Below are 19,792 nucleotides of genomic sequence, written 5' to 3' on the forward strand. Positions count from 1 at the left end.
TTCCACTTCCCGTCAATGCGCCGGGCCTTCTTTACTCCCCCTTCAGACCGAAGGAAAGTCTCCCTTCCGCCTCGTCCATCCGGGCCAGGATCTGCTCCTGCTGCTCATCAAAGAGAAGCCCTTTGTTGTAGCGGTAGTAGCTGGCACAGTCATTCTCCCGCAGAAACTGGATGCTGTCCCTGTTGCTGTTAAGATCGGTCACAAACACCACCATCTCCTGGCTGTCCCCGAAGGCCTCCTCCAGGAAGGTAAATGCATGCTCCAGCGCCTCTTTGGTCTCCTCTGCCGCCACAGATCTATGGTCCACTTCCTTCTGGAACCATTCCCGCACCCGGGCAAATGCGTCCTCTCCCTTAAGATGTTCCGCCCCGGTCTTACACTTCCAGCCCTCCAGAGTCTCCAGTACCTGCCGCCACAGATGATCCTGTCCCCTGGTCAGCCGCTCTGCCTTCCGCAGATCCTCATACCTTCCGCTCTCTTCCCGGCACAGGCCTTCCAGATCCCCGCCTGAAGCCTGCATACGCTTCAGCGCCTCGTAGAGCATGGTCACATACCGGTCCAGAAGCACATAGTTCCGGAAATATTCCCGCAGTTTCCCGGAGAGCATCCCCACTACGCTTAACCGCTCGTCAAAGGAAGCATAGGAAAGCTTCTCCAGCGTATCCTTCTCCCAGCGCCCGGCCAGGATATCCTTAAGGCCATAGTCCCGCTGGTATTTCTCATAAAGCTCCAGATAAACGGCAAAATCCTTGGCGATCTTCCAGTGCTGGATATACTGGTGGACCACCTCCCGGTCCATTTTTTTGCCCAGGTCCTCATAGACCTTCAGAAGCTCCGAGAGATCCTCCCAGCCTCTTGCCGTGGCGAATGCCCGGCCGTCCGGGGTGGTCTCCATCCGGTAGAAATGCTCCTTCTTAAGATCCAGATAAGAGAGGATGACAGGATGGATCCCCACCTCCAGGGCATACTCCTTCCACACCTCATAGTTCTCTTCCACGTCGATGCGCTTGATCCGGTCCAGCGTCACCACGTCAAACTCCCGCACCGATTTGTTGTACTCCGGCGGATTCCCCGCCGCCACGATGATCCATCCCTCCGGCACCTTCTGGTTTCCAAAAGTCTTGCACTGAAGGAACTGCAGCATGGCCGGCGCCAGCGTCTCCGAGACGCAGTTGATCTCATCGATGAACAGGATCCCTTCCCTAAGCCCGGTCTTCTCCATCTTCTCATAGACGGAAGCGATGATCTCGCTCATGGTGTACTCTGTCACCTGCCGCGGCTCTCCCCCGAAAGTCCGCTCCTTGATAAAGGGCAGACCGATGGCGCTCTGCCGGGTGTGGTGAGTGATGGTGTAGGACACAAGGCCGATGCCGCACTCCCGGGCTACCTGCTCCATGATCTGGGTCTTGCCGATCCCCGGAGGCCCCATGAGAAGCACGGGCCGCTGACGGATGGAGGGGATCACATACTCCCCGTAGGCGTCCTTTGCAAGATACGCCTCAATGGAATCTTTGATTTCCTGTTTCGCTCTTTTAATATGCATAAGTTCCTCCTCTTCCTTCTTCCAAAAGATCTTCTTCCGACAGGATCAGCTTAATGGCCCAGGGCGGCACCTCCACCTCTTCATAGTCCTCCTCCAGGAAGACAAAGGCCGTCTCATAGGGTGGCATTTTCTCCGGGAAAATGCCCTTGCCGTCGGTAAAATACAGCACGCCCCGCAGATTATCAAAGGCATGCTCCGCCCGGAGCCTGTCCACATAGGCGAAAGCCGGACGGAAATCCGTGCCTCCCTCCCCCTTTAATTCCAGCTGTTCCATATATTGGGCCAGTTCCTCCGCCCGGGTGATCTTCACGTCCGTCTGCACCGCCTCGTCGCACTGGATGATGTGAATGTTCACCTTATGAAAGAAACTGTTCTCCTCACTTAAAACGGTGTAAGTCTCCTCCAGAAATCTTCGCACCAGCTCCCCGGAGCAGGACATGGAGGTGTCGACGATCACCGCGAATTCCTGGATCTTCTTCTCCTCTTTCCACTCCTGGGGCTCAATAAGGGGAAGATTCCCATAGAGACGCAGGCCGTAGCTGTAGAACACGTAGTCAAAAGAATCCGGATCCACCGCCATCTCCTCCTTAAGCACCGCAAATTTGCGCAGAAACTTCCCGTAATCATACCGCTGCCGGTTCTCCACCCGCAGCTGGTCCACCAAGGTTCCCGCCTGGGAGGAAGCCTCGCTGGAAAAGGCTTCCATATCCATCTGGGTCTTCTCACTGATGTCCTGCCACTGGTTCTCCACCTGCTGCCGTTTCTCCGGATCATCCTCAGGCCAGTACAGGTGGCTGTCCACCCGGAACTCCTCCTCCAGCCGGGCGAAAGCCTCCGGGGACAACTGCCATTCCATCAGTTCCCGGCAGATCTTCTCCGACGTCAGCACCTTCATCTTCTCTTTCAGCCTCCGGTAAGTCTCCCGCCGTGGGAAGGACTTGAGCCCCCGCACGCACCGGTTGGGCAGCCCGTCGATCACCGACTCCGCCGCAATGTCGCAGGCCAGGTCGTAATAACGCTTGTCCCTCCCTTTTCTCCCGGTGATATGCCGGAAAATGGCGTGGAGCACCATATGGAGATAGACCCGGTTTACCTGTGTCCGGTCCTCCCGGTACCGTCCCCCCAGCCAGGAGGGCTCATAGTAGATGGCAAGCCCGTCCGTCCCAATGGTCTCCATTTGCGGATCCATGACGAACTGGAAACTGCTTAAGGCCACATCCAGGAATCGCATGGACAGATACAGCTCGCTGCGGGTAACTGTAAGGATCTGTCTGCCGATATCTTCCATCATGACGCTCATGGCCTCTTCTTCTGTTCTTACTCCTGTCCTTTCTTCCATCCCTCTTCCACTTTCTTCTTATAGTTCAAATGTCTTCTGTTTCCTGGGGAACCGCCGCCCCCTCTCTTCCATGAGAAGGCTTACCAAAGCTGTCTTTCCGCTATCCAGGGCCGCCTGGATCCCCGCCTCCAGGGCCGGACCGTCCAGCAGTTCCTTTTTCAGGAGAAACTTTATTCCCTCTGTGTCTTCCTCTCCTATCAGGAACCTTGCAGCCGCCGCTCCCTCGTCTCTTAAAAATCCTTCATAACTCTCCCTGGCCCTGTCGGAAAGCCCCACCGGGAACCGGAGGCGCTTAAGCGCCAGCTCCGCCACCGTCTCCGGCGTTTCATCCGCCACCGCCCAGGGAAGTCTTGCGTCATATTTGGCAAAATCCAGCTTCCGCTCATAGAAGCACTGGCGGTAATAACCGCCGGATCCGTGATGGCTGGTATAGAGGATCCTGGCCGGCGTATTCTCCACCGCCTCCTCATAATGTTCCGGGAACAGTACCTGTGCCGTCTCCACCCGGCCATCCTCCTGGTGATAATGAAGGGTAGCCCGGATGGCAAAACGCACTTCCTCCACAATGGACTTTAAGGCCGAGGCCTCGCCCCTCCGCAGATGGATCTCCACCTGGCCGGGCCGGCAGCCGTTCAGGGCGCCTCCTCCGATCTCCAGGATCCCGTCTGAGAGGCCAAGCTTCTCCAGGTTCCGGCACCGATAGAAGGCATATCTTCCGATCTCCCGCACACCATCGGGCAGATGGATCTCCCGAACCTCCTGCTTCTGTGCAAATGCATAGGCGCCGACAGACGTCACCTTTATTCCCTCAATGGTCTCCGGGATCTCGATAACGCTTGCTTCCCCGCCACAGCCGGTAATGCAGATCCCGTCTTCCCTTTTCTCATATTGGATCTTCTGGCCACGGATCCCAATCTCCATACTATCTTCCTCTCTATTCAATGGTCACACCCTGATAAAATAAAGTCAGGATCTGCCGGTAGTCCATCCCCTGCTTTGCCATCTCATTGGCCCCGTTCTGGCTCATACCGATGCCATGGCCGTATCCGCCGCCCCGGATCACAAAGCAGTCCTTCTCCTTCTTCACGGTAAAGAACGCGCTGGGCAGAAGCCTGGAACTGGAAGCAGTGGTCCCGTCCTGCTTCTGAATCTCATAACCTTCCCCTCCAAGAGCCCGGCGGATCTTATTCTCTGTCTTTACCGTAACAGTCCCTTCCCTGCCAGTGACCCGGATTGCAAGCGCCACATCTCCGGGACCCCGCTTTGTCACCTTTACTTCTTCCACCATTCCTATATCCTTCCTGGTATTCTTCCGGATCAGACGAGACAGAGTCTCTTTCGGGATCCTTGCCTCCCAACGGTACCAGGGCAGTTCCTTCTCATAGTCCCCTGCCTTCCCCTTTACCTCCACTGACTGCAGATAGGCGTTGGCCTTCCCCGGTTTGGTCCCCCAGGCCTCCACGTTGGTAGTGCGGCCGCAGGAAGTGGAATAATAATAGGTGGTCACCACCTTGCCCTGATAGCGCACCGCCTCCCCGGCAGTGGCTCTCACTGCTTCCCCGGCGCTTTCCGCCGGTTTGGAATTACCGTACACCTGGTAATCCGTACTGTCGTTGACATGGGCTTTGTATTCCGGATAGCCAAAGCTCTCCATCTGCCGGCAGGCAAAGCTTCTGGCGCACACCGCCTGGGCCTTCAGGGCTTCCGGTTCATAGGAGGCGGGCATCTCACTGGGCACCACGCCCTCCAGATAAGTCTCCAGCGGAAGCTCATTGATCAGCACCAGCCCTTCCCCGGCGACACGAAGTTCGATGATCCCTGCGTAGGAAGGCATCCCATAGCCCCGGTGCAGCGTCTCCACCTTCACTTTGCCATCTCTGGCGCGCACCCGGATCACCCCTTCCTTAAACCGGTCATCCTCCGGCTCCACCGTAAGTTTCTCCTCCACTTCTTCCTCCCGGTCTCCCCAGTTCACCACAAGGCCGCTCTCCGATGAGAGCACTGCCCTAGCATGAGTCTCCTTCTGATACCCGTCGGTCATAAGAAGGACCCGGATATCCGGATTCTCCTCCGCCAGTTCTTCCCCGGTGCCGGAGGGCTGTCCCTCTCCCCTGGAAGTACCGCTCCCATCTTCTGCGGCCTGAGGAAGCCACCGGGCTCCCGCCGCGATCAGAAAGGCGCTGCAAAGGATTGCTACGCACAGCCAGATCTGACGCCGGATGGCCCTGCGGCGGGCCGCCCTTTTGCTTCTCGCATACCGGTAAATCCTGCTGTATCTATGTAATGTTCTATTCTTTCCCATCCGAGATCCTTGTCCGTTTTTCTAAATCTATATTCTCTGCCTGTACAAAAAAGAACTCCACCCGGCAGGAAGAACATCCCCCCTTTCTGCCAGGTGGCTGCCTATCCTTTCTACATCATCTGCCGTCCCGCCGGCATCACCGCCAGGCTCCCGTCGCTGTGATACAACACACCGTCCACGCTGTAATAGGCTGGATTCCCGGCTGCCACCTCAATAAACATCAGATTGGACATCCCGTCAAATGCGTGCTCCTCGATCTTCGTGATATTGGCCGGAATATACACATCAAAGATCTCTTCCTCGATCCCGGCGAAAGCGCCTGTCCGAAGCCCCACGCAGCTGTCGTGGGTAGGAAGGGCTACCAGCCCGTCAGTAAGCACCCTGCCCACATCTGTATAACCGGTCACATATCCGGCATCATCACACCGGTATCCCGGAAATTCCTTCCATCCCGCATACAGATCCATCCGGGTTGCTCCTTCCTCTACTTTGGTAAATGGAATGGTGCACCCGGCATCCAGATACCAGCCGTCAAACAGTTTCCCAAGGCGGGTTGGTTCCGCCAGGCCTTCCAGATCAAAGCCTTCTGCCGTGGCCGTCAGTTCAGAGGTCTCCGGCAGGCCGCCGTTTCCGTGAAGGATCACCGGGATCTCAACCGGCACAGCCACTGTATCCGTCCCAGGCGTCTCCACTGCAGGCACTTCCTCCGCCGGCGCTTTCTCCACAGGCGCTGTCGCAGCCACAGCCCCGCCACTGCCCGAATGTATCTCTGCCGCCGGTTCTGGTCTTTTCTCCAAAGATACATCCAGTTCTTCCGCCAGGACCAACGCGCCGGGAAGAGTCCACGTCATCCAGTCCGGCTTCCCCTCACGGATCCCTGTAAGAAATTCCGCTGTTCCCGCAGACATCATTTCCCGGGACAATATTCCCGCCTCTTCATTTCCATATGCTGCCACCGAAGCCTGAACCGAGATCAGACCATAAGACGCGACACAGAACGCTGCCAGGATCAGCCACAGGACCGCCTGGTCCCACGCCCGTTCCAGCAGTTTCCGGTCATAAATCAGTTCCTTATTTCCAATTGCCATCTTCATCCCCGCTCACCCGCTTTACACATTTATTTATATCATACCAGAGAAATCCACCACAGGCAACGAAGACCGGCTCTTATCAAAGATTTCCCATAAAAAACGCTCTGTGTGGCTGATTTTTTTCACACAGAGCGTCTTTTCTCTAAATCTTCTGTTATTCCATCTGCAGCAGACGGTACAATGCCTGAGCATAAAGCCTTGCGCACTCCATCAGCTGATCCAGGTCGATAAATTCATCCGCCTCGTGGGCCAGCTCCGGTTCCCCCGGAAATACCGGGCCAAAGGAAACAAAATTCTCCACATCCCGGCAGTAGGTTCCGCCGCCAATGGTGATGGCCTCCTCCCTCTTGCCCGTCACATCCTCGTACACATCCAGAAGGATCTGCACTAACTTCGCATCCTTGGGCACGTAGAGGGGCGGCCGCTTCTGCCAGTACTCCGGCTGGAAACCGTATTTCTCACAGGTCAGGCAGATGGTCTTCCACACCGTATCCAGATCGATATGGACCGGACAGCGCACATCCACCTTAAGTTCCGTCTTCTCGCCCTCCACATTCAGGATCCCCAGATTCATGGACAGTTTCCCGGACAGCTGATCCTGGCAGGCCACTCCCAGGTTCCGGCCTTCCCAGCCATCTCCAAAAAGGGTATCCAGGTCCTGGAAATATTTCCGGGTCTTCCGGTCTCCAAAAGGTACTTCCTTCAGGAAACGGATCATGGACAGGATGGCGTTCTCCCCCAGCCAGGGCTGCATGGCATGGGCACTGACTCCCGGGAAGGCAAGGTGAAGAACATCCCCCTCCATCTTTGCAGAGCCTTCCGCGGCCTTGACCTGAAATTCCTTCTGAACCTCTTCCAGCTGTTCTCCCGGTCCCCCAAGCCACACTTCCGCGATATTGGGCACCGCGTTTACCACCGTTCCGCCGGCGATCCGGATCACGCACAGTTCCTTCGTATCCGGCAGCTTCCGGTTCGTCTGGATCTGAAACCGCAGGATCCCCTTCTCCGCATGGATAACGGAAAACATCCCGTCCGGGGAAAATCCCAGATCCGGCCCCTTCTCCTTGGTCAGGTAGTACTTGATGCACCGGTGTCCGGTCTCCTCATCACAGCCGATGATGTGCCGCACATGATTCCGGATGGGAAGACCGCTCTCCTTCACCGCCTTCATGGCATAGAGAGAGGCAACCAGCGGTCCCTTGTCATCGATGGTCCCCCGCCCGTACATTTTTCTATTCACGATCTCCGGCACAAAAGGGTTCTTTGACCAGCCGTTTCCCGGCGGGACCACATCGATGTGAGATAAGATCCCCACTTCCTTCCCTTCTGTTCCAAAGTCCACCGCTGCGGCATAGCCATCGTAATCCCGGGTCTCAAACCCAAGCTCCCCGGCCAGCTTCAAAAGCCCGTCCAGGGCGCTTCGGATCTCCATGCCAAAAGGCGCGCCCTCTCCGGCGTTCTCCAGATTGATCACGCTGGGGATAGAGACCAGCTCCTCCAGGGACTGGATCATGTCCTCCCGGTAGGACTTCACAAGTTCATCGATTTTTCGCTCCATTTTTACCTTCTTTCTCCCTCCTCATAGAGCAGGCCTTCCAGATCACATACTTTCTCCAGCTCCCAGGCTTTCATCTCTTCCACCGGCGGCCGTTCATACAGGCCGGCCCGGCTGAATGTCCAGCCAGCCTTTTCTCTCATTTCTACCAGGTATTCCGCATATTTTACTGCCGCAACCATGGAATCAATGACCGGGATCTGAAACTTTTCCTGCATCTCCCGGTAAAATCCAAACTGCATGGTACAACCCAGAACGATCACCTCCGCCTGGTCTTCTTCCACTGCTTTTCGGATTTCTTCCTCCATCCGCCTTCGGGTCTTATCCTCATTTTCATGAAATTCCAGGACACCCAGATCAAGGCTTCGGAAAGAGGCAAGCTTACGTCCCAGGCCATACTTGTGGATATTTTCTTCCATCTGAGGAATCCATTTTTTTCGCCCCACGATCACAGAAAATTTATTGCCCAACGTTGCCGCCAGATGGGCGCTTGCCTCTCCCGGAGCTGTTACGATCATATTTCTGGAAATCTCCCTGCCCTCATAGAGACTGGGATCATCAAAACAACTGATGATACAGGCATCAAATCCATCCTTCTCCGCCTGCAGGATCCCTTTCAGGATCTCCTGCTGATTAACTGCCTGATAGAAATGATATTCCATATGGCTGGTTCCTTTGGAAATACTTCTTACCTCAAGGTCTGTCTTCTCATCCAGAAACGGCTCCAGATATTCCCCAATCTCCTGATTCAGAGAATCATAAGCCACAGCTTTCAGATACAGCAGTCTTCTTCGTTTCATCAGTCATTCCTCCATCCGTCAATTTTAGTATCCGGCAATCCCCAGTTCCGCACAGATTCTTCTTGCTTCCGGATCTTTGTAAACTCCATCTTCCTCCAGTACTTCGCCATCCAGGATAATGGTCGGATTTAAGACGATACCGTCTGTATGGGAAGCTGCGCTCCAGTGCTTACCGCCAATGGTAATGCCCTGGCTTCCGATTCCAAATTCCATACAGCCAAATACCCGCTCATCTTCTACGATACGTCCTGTCACTGCACGGACTCCCGGATTAAATCCCTGAGAATAATGTGCCAGCCGAAGCATATTCGGATCGTCGAAGGAATACAGCCAGTCTTTATAGATCTTGGCCTCCTCACCTCCGGTCACATCCACGATACGGCCTTCTTTAAATTCAATATTGATCTGCTCCTTCAGGATCCCCAGGGTATCCGGCGGGAATACCGCGCCGTCAAACACAAGTGTTCCCTCGATGGTCTCCTCGATGGGACAGAAGCTTGTCTGGCCACTCAGCATAACCGGATAGCCCTTCTGCGTCGCCTTGATCCCGGAATGCCGTATCTTCCGTCCGCCCAGGCGTCCCTTCAGGTCCATGCCCTTCTTGGTCATTACATGGATCTCATCCGCTGCTTCCAGACGCTTCTTAAAGTACTCGCCCAGCTCGATCACCTTATCTACATTTACTCTTGCGATACAGTTTACCAACATCTGGGTGTCCAGCCCAGTAGCACAGATATATCTGGCTCCGTTCTGATCCACCGCTTTGCGGTATGCCGGCCCGTGCATGATGGAAGCGTAAGCCAGCTCGATCCAAACATCAGCACAGGCAATGGCCTCTGCCACTGGCTGCGGCGGGTCTGCATAGAATCCGTCTGCCGTAGGATAATAGATCACGGTAGGTACCACGTCTGTCGCATAAGCCGCCTCAGTCAGCGCATGTACCACCCGCTCATCCACGCAGGTATCATATGTGATCACCAGATTTTCTCCTGGTTTACACAGCATGATATCATGTACCAGTTTCATCGCACCCTTCGCCAGTTCCAGGCGACGGTACTCATCCCGCATTTCTACACCGATATTCCATTCCATAGTTTTTACCTCCCTAATTTTTCCGCATATTTTTTCAAATCATCATCAACGATCTTTCCATCGATGGTGATCGGTTTCCCATCCAGATAAATCGAGACACACAGACAAGTCGCATCGATATGCGACGGAGCGGGCACTCCATCCGGCGGCACCAGAAAACTGCCGATAGCTCCAAATCCCCACTGAGATCCGCCGTAGATCCGCTCATCTTCCCCCAGCTGACCTGTCAGTTTTGCATTGGGGTGAAACCCCACACATACATGGGCGGGGCGTAACATCTGAGGATGGTTGAAATCCCGCATAAATTTCTCCCACTGCTGCCCGATCTTTCCGCCTTCCACATGATCGATCACTCCGTTTTTCATATAGATCAGCACCGGCTGCTCCAGCACGCCAAACTGAGGCACCAAAGATCCGTCGATGGCGATCACCCCGTTGACGGTATCCAGATCAGGAGTCCAGGAGATCATGCCTGCCAGCATATGAGTTCCTGGTTCGTCAGCATAGCCGTCCCTGGCATTTACCGGATGATCCGGATGGTTGTCGAATTCCACGTCTTCTCCTGCCTGGCTGGTGATCCGCACATGCTTTGCAGCCCGGATCTTATCCCGAACCGCCCGCAGAAGGTCCCGAAGCGCAGCGTGATCCGTCTTGGCAAACAACCGGATAAATACATCCACATGCATTCCCGGCAAACATAAAAACCTTAGCTTGTCATTCCCGTGAGCCACATCCTCATATGTCTGAGAATAAAGAAAATACATGGTATTGTATTCGATCCAGCAATCCGCCTTCAAAAGGGCTGCTTTGATCGCTTCTGAGGGAAGGAACCCGTCTACCATCTTCCCCGGTCCCGGCGGTGTCGCTGTCCAGATCACCATGGGTTTCCCGCCGGCTGCATAGACTGCTCTTGCCGTGGCATTTACCACACGCTCATCACTCCCGGTATCCGCAGTGATCACAAAGCTTTCTCCTTCTTTTACCTTAAACAGCTCATGGACCAGTACGTCCGCCGCCTTTCCGATCTCATACTCATACAGAAACGCTCCCATCTCTGCTACCTCCTTTCCGTCAAACCTTTCGAAAGCTGTTTCAGTTCTTCATCGGCGATCTCCCCATGGAGCCACAGAGGCTTGCCATCCAGATAGATATCCGTATTCAGGGAAACCGCATCTGAATGGGAAGGCGCCGGCACTCCGTCCGGCGGAAGCAATCCCGCTCCGATACTGCCAAATCCCCAGGTTGTAGATCCCCAGATCCGCTGATCCTGCAAGATATCTCCCATTAGCCTGGCTCCCGGATGGAACCCGATCCCTGCATGAGATACCCGCAGCATCTGCGGATGTTCAAAACTTCTCAGCCAGTCTTCATAACGCTTCGCATCCGTACCGCCTTCGATAGAGCGGATCTCACCTTTCTCTACGGTGATCCGCACCGGCGACTGGATGATCCCAATATCGGGCGCCACAGATCCGTCCAGACAGATCACTCCGTTCACGCTCTCCAGTTCCGGCGTCCAGCCGATCTGCCCAACAAACAGATGGGTGCCGGGAACAGAGGCGTCCCCCAGCTTACAGGAAAGAGGACGTCCCTTCACATTTTGGAACGTGATCTCATCCCCTTCCGGCGAAACCATCCGTACGTCTTTTGCATCTTTGATCTTATCCCTTAATGCTTCTGAAAATTCCCGCATCTTCGGGTAATTCACCTGACCCACACAGCGGATCAGCGTATCTGCATTCGTCCCGGTGAGACACATATGACGCAGGCGGGGATTATTTTTTTTGGCATAATAGTAAGGTGATGAATACAAAAGCCATCTTACATTCAACTCTACCCACACATCTGCATGTGCCAGCATCTCGCTCATTACATCCACAGCCAGATCTTTATCCGCCGCAAGGCTTACCCCGTCCGGCGAGGGAGTCAGCGCAAGGAGCACTTTCGCCCCCGCGCACTGCGCAGTTCTGTCAATAGCCTCGATCACATCCGGATCCGTCAGCGTATCTGCAGTGATAACAAAGACCTCTCCTTCTTTTACCTTCAAAAGGTCCTTTACCAGTACTTCCGCAGACATCTGAAGCTTACTGTCAACCATGTTATCCCTCCTGTCCTTTTGTCTGTTCTGTCATTCCCACACGGTTTTATTCCTTTTCTTTACTGTACTTATGACAGCATACGAAATGTCCCGGCTCCACCTCTGTCATGGACGGCGCCTGTGTTTTACAGATCTCCATACACTCTCTGCACCTGGTATGGAAGGTACAGCCTGACGGCATATTTACCGGTGAGGGGATCTCGCCTTCAGATATGATCTGTTCCGGCTTGATCTTCTCCTCCTCATCTGTAACTACCGGAATTGAAGACAGTAGCATCTTGGTATAAGGATGCAGCGGCGCCTGGAAGAAATCTGCCGTCGGCGCCAGTTCACACAACCGCCCCAGATAAAGGATCGCCACTCTGGTAGCCACATTCCGCATAAGACTTAAGTCATGCGTAATAAACAGATAGGAAAAATCCATCTTCTTCTGAAGATCGATCAAGGTATTGATAACCTTGGCCTGTACCGATACATCCAGCGCGGAAGTCGGCTCATCCAGAATAATCAGCTCCGGATTTGTGGCAAGCGCACGCGCCACAGAAACCAGCTGCCGCTCGCCGCCGCCGATATTCCTTGGCAGCTTGTTCTTATATTCTTTGGGAAGCCCTACCATTTCCAGCAGTTCTTCGATCCGCTCTTCCTTCTTGTCCTTTGGCATCTTGTCATGGATATCCAATGGCACCGCCATACTCTTTCCAATGGTCCGGCGGGAATTCAAAGACGATCCCGGATCCTGGAATACGATCTGGATCTCTCCTTTTTGTTTGAGAGACCGTTTGTATCCCTTCTTTGCCAGGTCTTCCCCTTTATAGAGGATCTCTCCTTCCGTAGCTCCGTACATTCCCACTACCGTGTAGGCAATAGTACTTTTTCCACATCCGGATTCCCCTACCAGTCCCAGGGTCTCGCCTTTAAACAGCTTCATACTGACGCCATCCACAGCCTTTACCGTCTTCCCGTTGGCCAGAGGAAAATATTTTTTCAAATCTTTGATCTCTAAAATTATTTCTGACATCGCTATTCCTCCTCTGCCGCAAAACAGGCTACCCAGTGGCCTTCCGCAACCTCATGCCTGTGTGGTACTTCTTCCCTGCATCTCTCGGTCGCATAAGGACATCTTGGCGAAAACCTGCAGCCCTTGGGCGGGGCACTGTAATCCGGGATCCTTCCGGGTATTCCCTCTGCGATCCCGTCTCCCGTCAGTTTGGGAAGACATTTCATCAGCGCCATGGTGTAAGGATGTTTGGGATGTTCAAATACTTCTGCTGTATCTCCACCCTCAACCATAGTTCCTGCATACATTACATTTACCATAGTGGTTACCTGCCGGATCACTCCCAGGGAATGGGTTACCATGATCACGGAAAGTTTTCCCTGATCCACCAGTGACTTGATCAGCCGCAGGATCTGATCCTGAATCGTCACATCCAGCGCGGTTCCCGGCTCATCTGCAAGTAAAAGCTGCCGCTCCGCCGCCAATGTCATGGCAATACAGACTCTCTGTCTCATACCTCCTGACAACTGGAAGGGATAACTGTTCAAGATCCGGTCCGGGTCTGCCAGAGATACTGCCTCCAAAGATTCCGCTGCCTTTTTCAGAAGATCATCCTTGGAAAGGTTTTTCCCCTTATGCGCATATTTCAAAGTTACTAAAAACTGATTCTTAATGGATATAACCGGATTCAGAGCGCTGGACGGATCCTGGAAGATCATGCCAGCTCCTGTCTGGCGATAAGTGCTAAGCTCGCTCTCCGGCATCTCAAATACATTTTTCCCACGGTAAAGAATCTCTCCGCTTTCAATCGTTCCGTTGGAGGGAAGTACATTAAGGATCGTCCGCAGAGTCGTCGTCTTTCCACATCCCGACTCTCCGACAATTCCTACACTTTTCCCTTCCGGAACCGTCAGATTCACATTTTCCAATACATGGGTCTTGACGTTGGCAACTGTATAGGATACGGACAAATTCTTTACTTCCAAAATATTCTTATTCTCACTCATCATTTGCCCTCCACATTAAAGATATTGCCTACACCGTCTCCCAGGAGGTTGAATCCCAGCACGATCAAAATGATCGTAACTGCCGGGAAGATCGTCAGCCACCACATATCCGGCAGATAATTGACGCCGTCATTGATCATATTTCCAAGAGCCGGAGCCGGTGGCTGTTCGCCCAGTCCAACGAAACTCAGCGTAGCTCCCATGATGATAACATACCCCATATCCAGGGTCATCTTCGTCAAGATCTGATCGAATGTATTGGGAAGAAATTCTTTAACAATAATATGACCCAATTTCGCGCCTGTAAGTTCTGCGTACATAATATAGTTCTCTGTCCGCAGCGAGGAAACCACGCCAAACGACAACCTGGCATACCAGGGCCACCACATGATCGTGATCGCGATCATCGAGTTCTTTAGATTCGGCTCCATGATCGCCGCGATGGCAAGCGCAAGGACCAGCGCCGGAACAGACAGGAAAATGTCTACGATCCGCATGAGCACCGTCTCTACCCAGGTGTCCTTATAATATCCTGCCAGTACTCCTACGATAAACCCTACCGGAACTGCGATGGCAAGAACCAGGATACCCATCAGAAGGCTTCCTCTCAGACTGAACAAAAGTCTGGAAAACACATCTCTTCCCATGGTGTCTGTTCCCATAATATGCGCAGCATTCGGCGCCTGGGAACTGTCTGCGAATTTAACTACCGCTCCTGCATCTTCCGGATATGGCGCCACCACCGGCGCAAAGACTGCCAGAAAGATGATCAGGACAACTATGACCAGACCCAGCACGGAAACGCCGCCGGCGGAAAATTTATACCAGCTTCGGATCAGATTTTCTTTTCGTTCTGCTTTCAAATCCGCCACCTCCTATCTCGACCGTTTCTGGCGCATTCTCGGATCCAGGATCATGGCTATGATATCTACCACGATACTGGTGCCCACAAAGGCAAGTCCTATGATCAGGACCACCGCACACACCGCGTTTGTGTCCTTATTCAGGATTGCCGTCATTCCATAGCTGGAAAGACCTGGCCAGTTGAAAATACGTTCTACCAGAAATGCGTTTCCAAACATAGCCGCAAAATCCATACCCATTACTGTAATGGTAGGGATCACCGATGGTTTCAGAAGGAACCGCCGGTTGATTACAGATTTGGGAACGCCCTGTGAAGTTACCATTGTAATATAATCCTTATCCGCATTCTGAAGCATACTGGATCTGGTGATCCTGGCTTCCTGCATAGTCTTGCCAAGGGCAAGGGCAAGTGCCGGGAACAACAGATGCAGGAATGCATCCCATGCGGCTGCCGGTTGTCCGCCCAGAAGGGCATCCAACACATAGAGCCCGGTAATATTGTCGATCGCAAATTGCGGGCTCAGTCTTCCTCCAATGGAAGGCATCAGCGGAATCCAATAACCAAAGATCAGAACAAACAATACCGCGAATACAAACGTAGGCGTAGCTACAAAGATATATCCCAGGAAACGGCACAGATAATCCGGCCATTTATTTTTGTTCTGTGCGCTGACAACGCCCAAAAGAAGGGCTATGAATATGGGCGGGATCCCCGCCCATATTACAAGTTCAATTGTTGCCGGCGCAAACTCCTTGATATCTGTAATTACCGCCCTTTGTGTAACGGCTGAAGTGCCAAGGTCCCCCTGCAGCGCATTGGACAGCCAATAGAAATACTGCATAGGCAACGGGTCATTCAAGTGATTGATCTCCCGATAGTTCTCCAGGACTTCCTCAGAGACATTCGCTCCCAGAGCCAGTCTGGCAGGATCCCCGGGGACCACTTTCATCAGGATAAAGATGATGACCGTCAGACCAAGAAGCACTACAACCGAACTCAGCAGACGTTTTAAGATACTCTTAAGGAGTGCCATGTCTTTTCCTCCTCTCTTCTGTCAGGTCCTACTTCTGATCTGGAAATACCTTGATGTTTCTCATATAGAGAACATATCCCATAACCGGAATCAACTGGTCTTCCTGCGCCGCGTTCCACTCCATGTAATCCGCCTGGTACGCAAACGGTTCATTCGCCTCTGCCAGCGGGATCATTACACATTTGTCAGACAGGTAATTCTGGATCTCTTTGTACTTCGCGATTCTCTCTTCCTCATCCATTGTGCGGATAGACTCATCGATCATCGCATCCAGTTCCGGATCGTTGATCCAGCAGCAGTTCTGCCAGGTTCCAACTTCTCTGGATCTTACCGCTGATGTAAATACAGAACCTGCTTCGGAATAATCTGCTGCAAACAGTGTGGTAGTTACATTCGGTGTTGTGTCTACTGCAGAGGAATTCTCTACAACGCTGGTCCATGGTGTCTGGACAACGTCAACGGTCATTCCTACTTCCTGAGCCGCCGCCTGGATCAGAAGCGCAAGCTTCTCTCTGTCAGGCGTCTCAGATACCCAACAGACTTCAACCGGATAATCCGCCAGATTATCTGCATATTTGGACTGCGCGATCTCTTCTTTTGCCTTTTCAATATTGTAAGAATAATCACACATCTCTGTGTATCCGTTCAGGGTAGAAGAAACAATACTCTTGGCCTGTGCGGAATTCGGGAAAATGTCGTTGCAGATCGTATCATAGTCAAGCATATAAGCCAATGCATTTCGAATATGTACATCGTCTGTCGGCGCTTTCGCATTGTTCAGAAGCAGATACATTACAGAGCCGCCGTTGGTGTTCATGATCTCCACGCCGTCCATCTTGTCCAGGGCTGTCATGGTCTCTGCACTCTGATATTTGTCTGCTACTTCCAGCTCTTTCCGCTGCATCATAGTCTTTACAGTAACTGCCTCATTTGAACCGATGGCCTCGAACTGCTCAGGAGCATCCTCATCGATCCCTGCCCAGTAGTTCTCTGCCTGCTCACAGAGTACATAAGCGCTGGCCGCATACTCTTTCACCTGATAAGGGCCGCTGCCCGCATCATTTTCCAGAAGGAATGCTTTTCCATAATCTCCGTGATCACCATAATCGCCGTCCGCGTATTCACTCTGTACCAGTTCACTATCCACAATGTACAGACGTACCAGCGCAGAAAGCAGGGTTCCATTCGCCTCTTTGCAACGGAATTCTACCGTTGTGTCATCCACTGCTACCGCTTCTTCCACTGTTTCAGTGAAAAGATAGCCAAAGCCTTCTCCCAGAGTCAGCATACGATTCATCGTATACGCCACATCTTTGGCAGTCAGCGGATTTCCACTGTGGAATGTGATGTCATCTCTGATCTTGAACGTCCATGTAAGTCCGTCCTCTGAGGTACTCCACTCGGTAGCCACCCACGGCTCAACTCCGCCGTCTACTGTCGGCATTACCAGGGGATCATACACATTCACGAGAACTGTGGCACCACCGAAGTCAGAAGTAACTCCCGGATCGATCTGGGGAAGCTCTGTCAACGTATAACGAACGATACTGTCGCTCACATCGCCTGCTGTCGTTGCCTCTGCTCCTCCTCCGTCACTGCCGCTATCGGAGCCTCCTCCTCCGCAGCCTGCCAGGGACACAACCAGTGCCATAACACACAGAATGCTTACTAACTTTTTCCTCATACATTACCCTCCTTTATAAATGTGAATTTTTTTACCAGAAAACAAATCTATAATCTCAATTTATTTAGAGATTACAAATTTGTTTTCTGATATTATTAATATATATTTGATTTTATCAGTATTTGCAGTTATAATCAAATTATTAATCATTATCATATTATTAGTTCAAATAATACATGAACCATCCTTTTGAAAGGAGAACAAAATGTTAGATCCCAAATTAAGAACTTTTCTGATCCTCTGTCAGACAAAAAGCTTTACCAAGACCGCCGAGTCTCTTCACATCACTCAGCCCGCCGTTTCCCACCATTTGAAATATCTGGAGGCTTATTACCAGACCAAACTCTACGAATACAACAACCGCAAATTTCAGCTTACGCCTTCCGGGGAGATCCTGTATCAGTTTGTCAACTCGGTAAATTCCGATTCCGAACGGCTCAAAGCTCAGCTTCCCTCTCTGTCCACCAACGTCCCGGAACTCCGCATCGGCGCAGAGCAGTCCGCGGGAGAATCCTTTCTCCCACACCTGATCATCTCTTTCCTGAAGGAAATGCCCAAGTGCAAACTGAAGATCATCAGCGAAAACTATTCTTCTCTTTCAACTATGCTGGATAGTGGAGATCTGGATTTCTTTCTGTTTGACGGGGTAGTATCTACCACCAAATATGACTACCATGAGCTGGGCGTGGGAAATGTGATCTGTGTATGTTCCCCCTCCCATCCTCTGGCAGAAAAAGAAGTGTCCATCCAGGAGGTGTACAACAACACCCTGATCCTGGGCGCGGAAAATACTCCCTCCCGGATCCGTCTGGAGAATATTTTCCAGGAGAACGGTATTCTGACTTACCGGTTTTCCAATCACATCGAAGTAAGCAACAGCCTGTCCTGCGTCAAGGAGCTTATCCTCCACAACGCCGGGATTTCCTTCCTCTATAAAAGCGGCGTAGCCAAAGAACTGGCCCACGGGAACCTGAAACAGATCCACATCCACCATTTCCATGAGCAACACGCCTACAACCTGATCTGCATGAGAAACAGCTATTTTAATCCTTCTCAGGCTTATTTTATCCAGTTCTGCCAGGATTTCCTGAAGCAGTGGAACTCCGGAAATATAACGCCAGACCTCTAAGTATGAGGTCTGGCGTTTCTGGAGATCTGTTCTCCCAGTTGATATGCTTTTCTACAATCTTCCGGGAAATGTTCCTCCCGGTATCGCAGCTTCTCCTCTTCATTAAAGCGGCTTGCCACATATTTCCCGTACTCATCAAACTGACAGGTATTATTCACATACAGGATCTCCGGCCTTCTAAAGACCCGCTCTACAAATCCCTCCATACGGGCCAGACGCTCCGGATATCCCATCTTCCACATATTTTCCTCTGTTACGTTCATCGTGTACAGAAATGCCGTTGGCATCCGTTTTGGCGCCAGAGAATCATACTCTTTCGTATATGCAAGATAAGCAAAGAGCAGCCGCTCCAGAAGCGCCCGCAGCTGCGCAGTGATATCATGGAAATAAACCGGAGAACCAAAAATAATCCCGTCTGCTTCCGACAATTTTTCGATCACTTCTGTGATCTCATCCTTTTTCGCACATTTTCCAAAGCTCTTCCCGCCGACCCGCTTGCAGGCAAAACAGCTGATGCAACCTGTGTATGTATGATCATACAGATCGATCCGCTCACAATCCGCCTCCGGCACCACAGACTTTATTCCTTCCAACGCATGGTCCAGTAGCGTCGCTGTGTTCCAGTTTTTTCTCGGGCTTCCATTTACTGCATAGAACTTCATCGTTTTTCACCTCCGCGCATAATAAGATTTTGCTGCAATTATCCAATAAAAAAGAGGTGCCGCTTCTTCGGCGACACCAGCTTATCTTTTGTACAGCCCAAAATGCCGGTTCCTGTATTTTGACTCCTAGCCGCAGCCAGGTGGGTGTCCGCATCTGCTTTTCTGCCTTCCTCTCAAATGGGGGCCTGACATATTACAGAGATATAAGAGTCCCGTTTAAAGTTTTGTAGGTTCAAAATTACAGGAATTATCGAGCATCCCAGGTTTCCATCTGCAAGTATTATAACTCATTTACACAGATTTTACAACTCCTAAAATCTTCCTTGCTTCGCTCCCCAAATGATACTTATCCTATCTCTTCTACCATCCGCCGGATAGTATCTTCTTCCTCTTCCAGAGCTTCCGCGATCTCCGGGATAGTCTTCCCCTTGGCCAGCTTCTTCTGGATCTGTTCCTTCAGATGATCTGTCCAGCCGGCCTTCTCTCCGGCCTCCCAGGCTTCCTCCCGCTCCTGCCGGATATGCTTCTCCTGGTCATATTCATAGATACTCACGTTCTTCGCCTCCCTGCGATTCTTCTCTAAGAACTCCTTCAG

17 protein-coding genes, 1 other RNA gene and 1 pseudogene are annotated in these 19,792 nt (G+C 52.2%); 1 reads left to right on the forward strand and 18 read right to left on the reverse strand.

Translation table 11 applies throughout. The features are described from left to right. Positions 1-31 precede the first annotated feature (31 nt). From ACML7B_RS02225 to ACML7B_RS02295, 15 genes are all read right to left on the reverse strand, one after another. Positions 32-1,543 (reverse strand): ATP-binding protein, encoded by a 1,512-nt coding sequence (locus ACML7B_RS02225; protein ID WP_418539162.1) that lies wholly within the window; start codon positions 1,541-1,543, stop codon positions 32-34. Then, on the reverse strand, positions 1,533-2,882 hold the full coding sequence (locus tag ACML7B_RS02230; RefSeq protein ID WP_418539164.1) for a VWA-like domain-containing protein: 1,350 nt from the start codon (positions 2,880-2,882) through the stop codon (positions 1,533-1,535). The genes ACML7B_RS02225 and ACML7B_RS02230 overlap by 11 nt, the downstream gene beginning before the upstream one ends. 18 nt (positions 2,883-2,900) lie before the next feature. Next, positions 2,901-3,803: a leucine-rich repeat domain-containing protein gene (locus ACML7B_RS02235; RefSeq protein ID WP_418539165.1), complete on the reverse strand. Its 903-nt coding sequence runs from the start codon at positions 3,801-3,803 to the stop codon at positions 2,901-2,903. A gap of 13 nt (positions 3,804-3,816) precedes the next feature. After that, the gene (locus ACML7B_RS02240; RefSeq protein WP_418539166.1) at positions 3,817-5,184 is read right to left on the reverse strand and encodes a SpoIID/LytB domain-containing protein; all 1,368 of its coding nucleotides are present in this window, start codon (positions 5,182-5,184) and stop codon (positions 3,817-3,819) included. 110 nt (positions 5,185-5,294) lie between these two features. Further along, on the reverse strand, positions 5,295-6,272 hold the full coding sequence (locus tag ACML7B_RS02245; protein ID WP_418539168.1) for a hypothetical protein: 978 nt from the start codon (positions 6,270-6,272) through the stop codon (positions 5,295-5,297). Between the two features lie 157 nt (positions 6,273-6,429). Beyond that, complete coding sequence (gene pepV / locus ACML7B_RS02250; protein ID WP_418539169.1) at positions 6,430-7,833, reverse strand: dipeptidase PepV; 1,404 nt, start codon at positions 7,831-7,833, stop codon at positions 6,430-6,432. A gap of 2 nt (positions 7,834-7,835) precedes the next feature. After that, complete coding sequence (locus tag ACML7B_RS02255; protein ID WP_418539170.1) at positions 7,836-8,630, reverse strand: aspartate/glutamate racemase family protein; 795 nt, start codon at positions 8,628-8,630, stop codon at positions 7,836-7,838. 24 nt (positions 8,631-8,654) lie between these two features. Next, positions 8,655-9,722 carry a hypothetical protein gene (locus ACML7B_RS02260; protein WP_418539171.1) on the reverse strand — a complete coding sequence of 356 codons (1,068 nt, stop codon included), beginning with the start codon at positions 9,720-9,722 and terminating at the stop codon, positions 8,655-8,657. 5 nt (positions 9,723-9,727) lie between these two features. Continuing rightward, positions 9,728-10,774, reverse strand: a complete 1,047-nt coding sequence (locus tag ACML7B_RS02265) for an aminopeptidase (protein ID WP_418539172.1) — start codon at positions 10,772-10,774, stop codon at positions 9,728-9,730. 5 nt (positions 10,775-10,779) lie between these two features. Beyond that, positions 10,780-11,820, reverse strand: a complete 1,041-nt coding sequence (locus ACML7B_RS02270) for an aminopeptidase (protein WP_418539173.1) — start codon at positions 11,818-11,820, stop codon at positions 10,780-10,782. A 46-nt stretch (positions 11,821-11,866) separates the two neighbouring features. Continuing rightward, positions 11,867-12,838 carry an ABC transporter ATP-binding protein gene (locus tag ACML7B_RS02275; RefSeq protein ID WP_418539175.1) on the reverse strand — a complete coding sequence of 324 codons (972 nt, stop codon included), beginning with the start codon at positions 12,836-12,838 and terminating at the stop codon, positions 11,867-11,869. 2 nt (positions 12,839-12,840) lie between these two features. Next, positions 12,841-13,824: an ABC transporter ATP-binding protein gene (locus tag ACML7B_RS02280; RefSeq protein WP_418539177.1), complete on the reverse strand. Its 984-nt coding sequence runs from the start codon at positions 13,822-13,824 to the stop codon at positions 12,841-12,843. Then, positions 13,824-14,687: an ABC transporter permease gene (locus ACML7B_RS02285; protein ID WP_418539179.1), complete on the reverse strand. Its 864-nt coding sequence runs from the start codon at positions 14,685-14,687 to the stop codon at positions 13,824-13,826. The genes ACML7B_RS02280 and ACML7B_RS02285 overlap by 1 nt, the downstream gene beginning before the upstream one ends. 12 nt (positions 14,688-14,699) lie before the next feature. Beyond that, entirely contained in the window at positions 14,700-15,722 is a 1,023-nt protein-coding gene (locus tag ACML7B_RS02290; RefSeq protein ID WP_418539180.1) for an ABC transporter permease, read from the reverse strand. 28 nt (positions 15,723-15,750) lie between these two features. Beyond that, positions 15,751-17,406 carry an ABC transporter substrate-binding protein gene (locus tag ACML7B_RS02295; protein ID WP_418539182.1) on the reverse strand — a complete coding sequence of 552 codons (1,656 nt, stop codon included), beginning with the start codon at positions 17,404-17,406 and terminating at the stop codon, positions 15,751-15,753. Positions 17,407-17,611: 205 nt separating this feature from the next. Here ACML7B_RS02295 and ACML7B_RS02300 point away from each other — a divergent pair, with 205 nt between their 5' ends. Next, a complete protein-coding gene (locus ACML7B_RS02300) occupies positions 17,612-18,535 on the forward strand; it encodes a LysR family transcriptional regulator (RefSeq protein WP_418539183.1) in 924 nt (307 codons plus the stop codon). Here the strand turns inward: ACML7B_RS02300 and ACML7B_RS02305 are convergent. The 3 genes and pseudogenes from ACML7B_RS02305 to ACML7B_RS02315 form a co-directional block, all read right to left on the reverse strand. Continuing rightward, positions 18,532-19,197 (reverse strand): flavodoxin family protein, encoded by a 666-nt coding sequence (locus ACML7B_RS02305; protein ID WP_418539184.1) that lies wholly within the window; start codon positions 19,195-19,197, stop codon positions 18,532-18,534. The genes ACML7B_RS02300 and ACML7B_RS02305 overlap by 4 nt on opposite strands. A gap of 90 nt (positions 19,198-19,287) precedes the next feature. After that, positions 19,288-19,466, reverse strand: a non-coding RNA gene (gene ssrS / locus ACML7B_RS02310) — 6S RNA. A gap of 77 nt (positions 19,467-19,543) precedes the next feature. Further along, positions 19,544-19,792 (reverse strand): annotated as a pseudogene (locus tag ACML7B_RS02315) (transposase); the annotation flags it as partial.

This window comes from Massilistercora timonensis, from assembly GCF_048354975.1.
Taxonomy (GTDB): Bacteria; Bacillota; Clostridia; order Lachnospirales; family Lachnospiraceae; genus Massilistercora; species Massilistercora timonensis.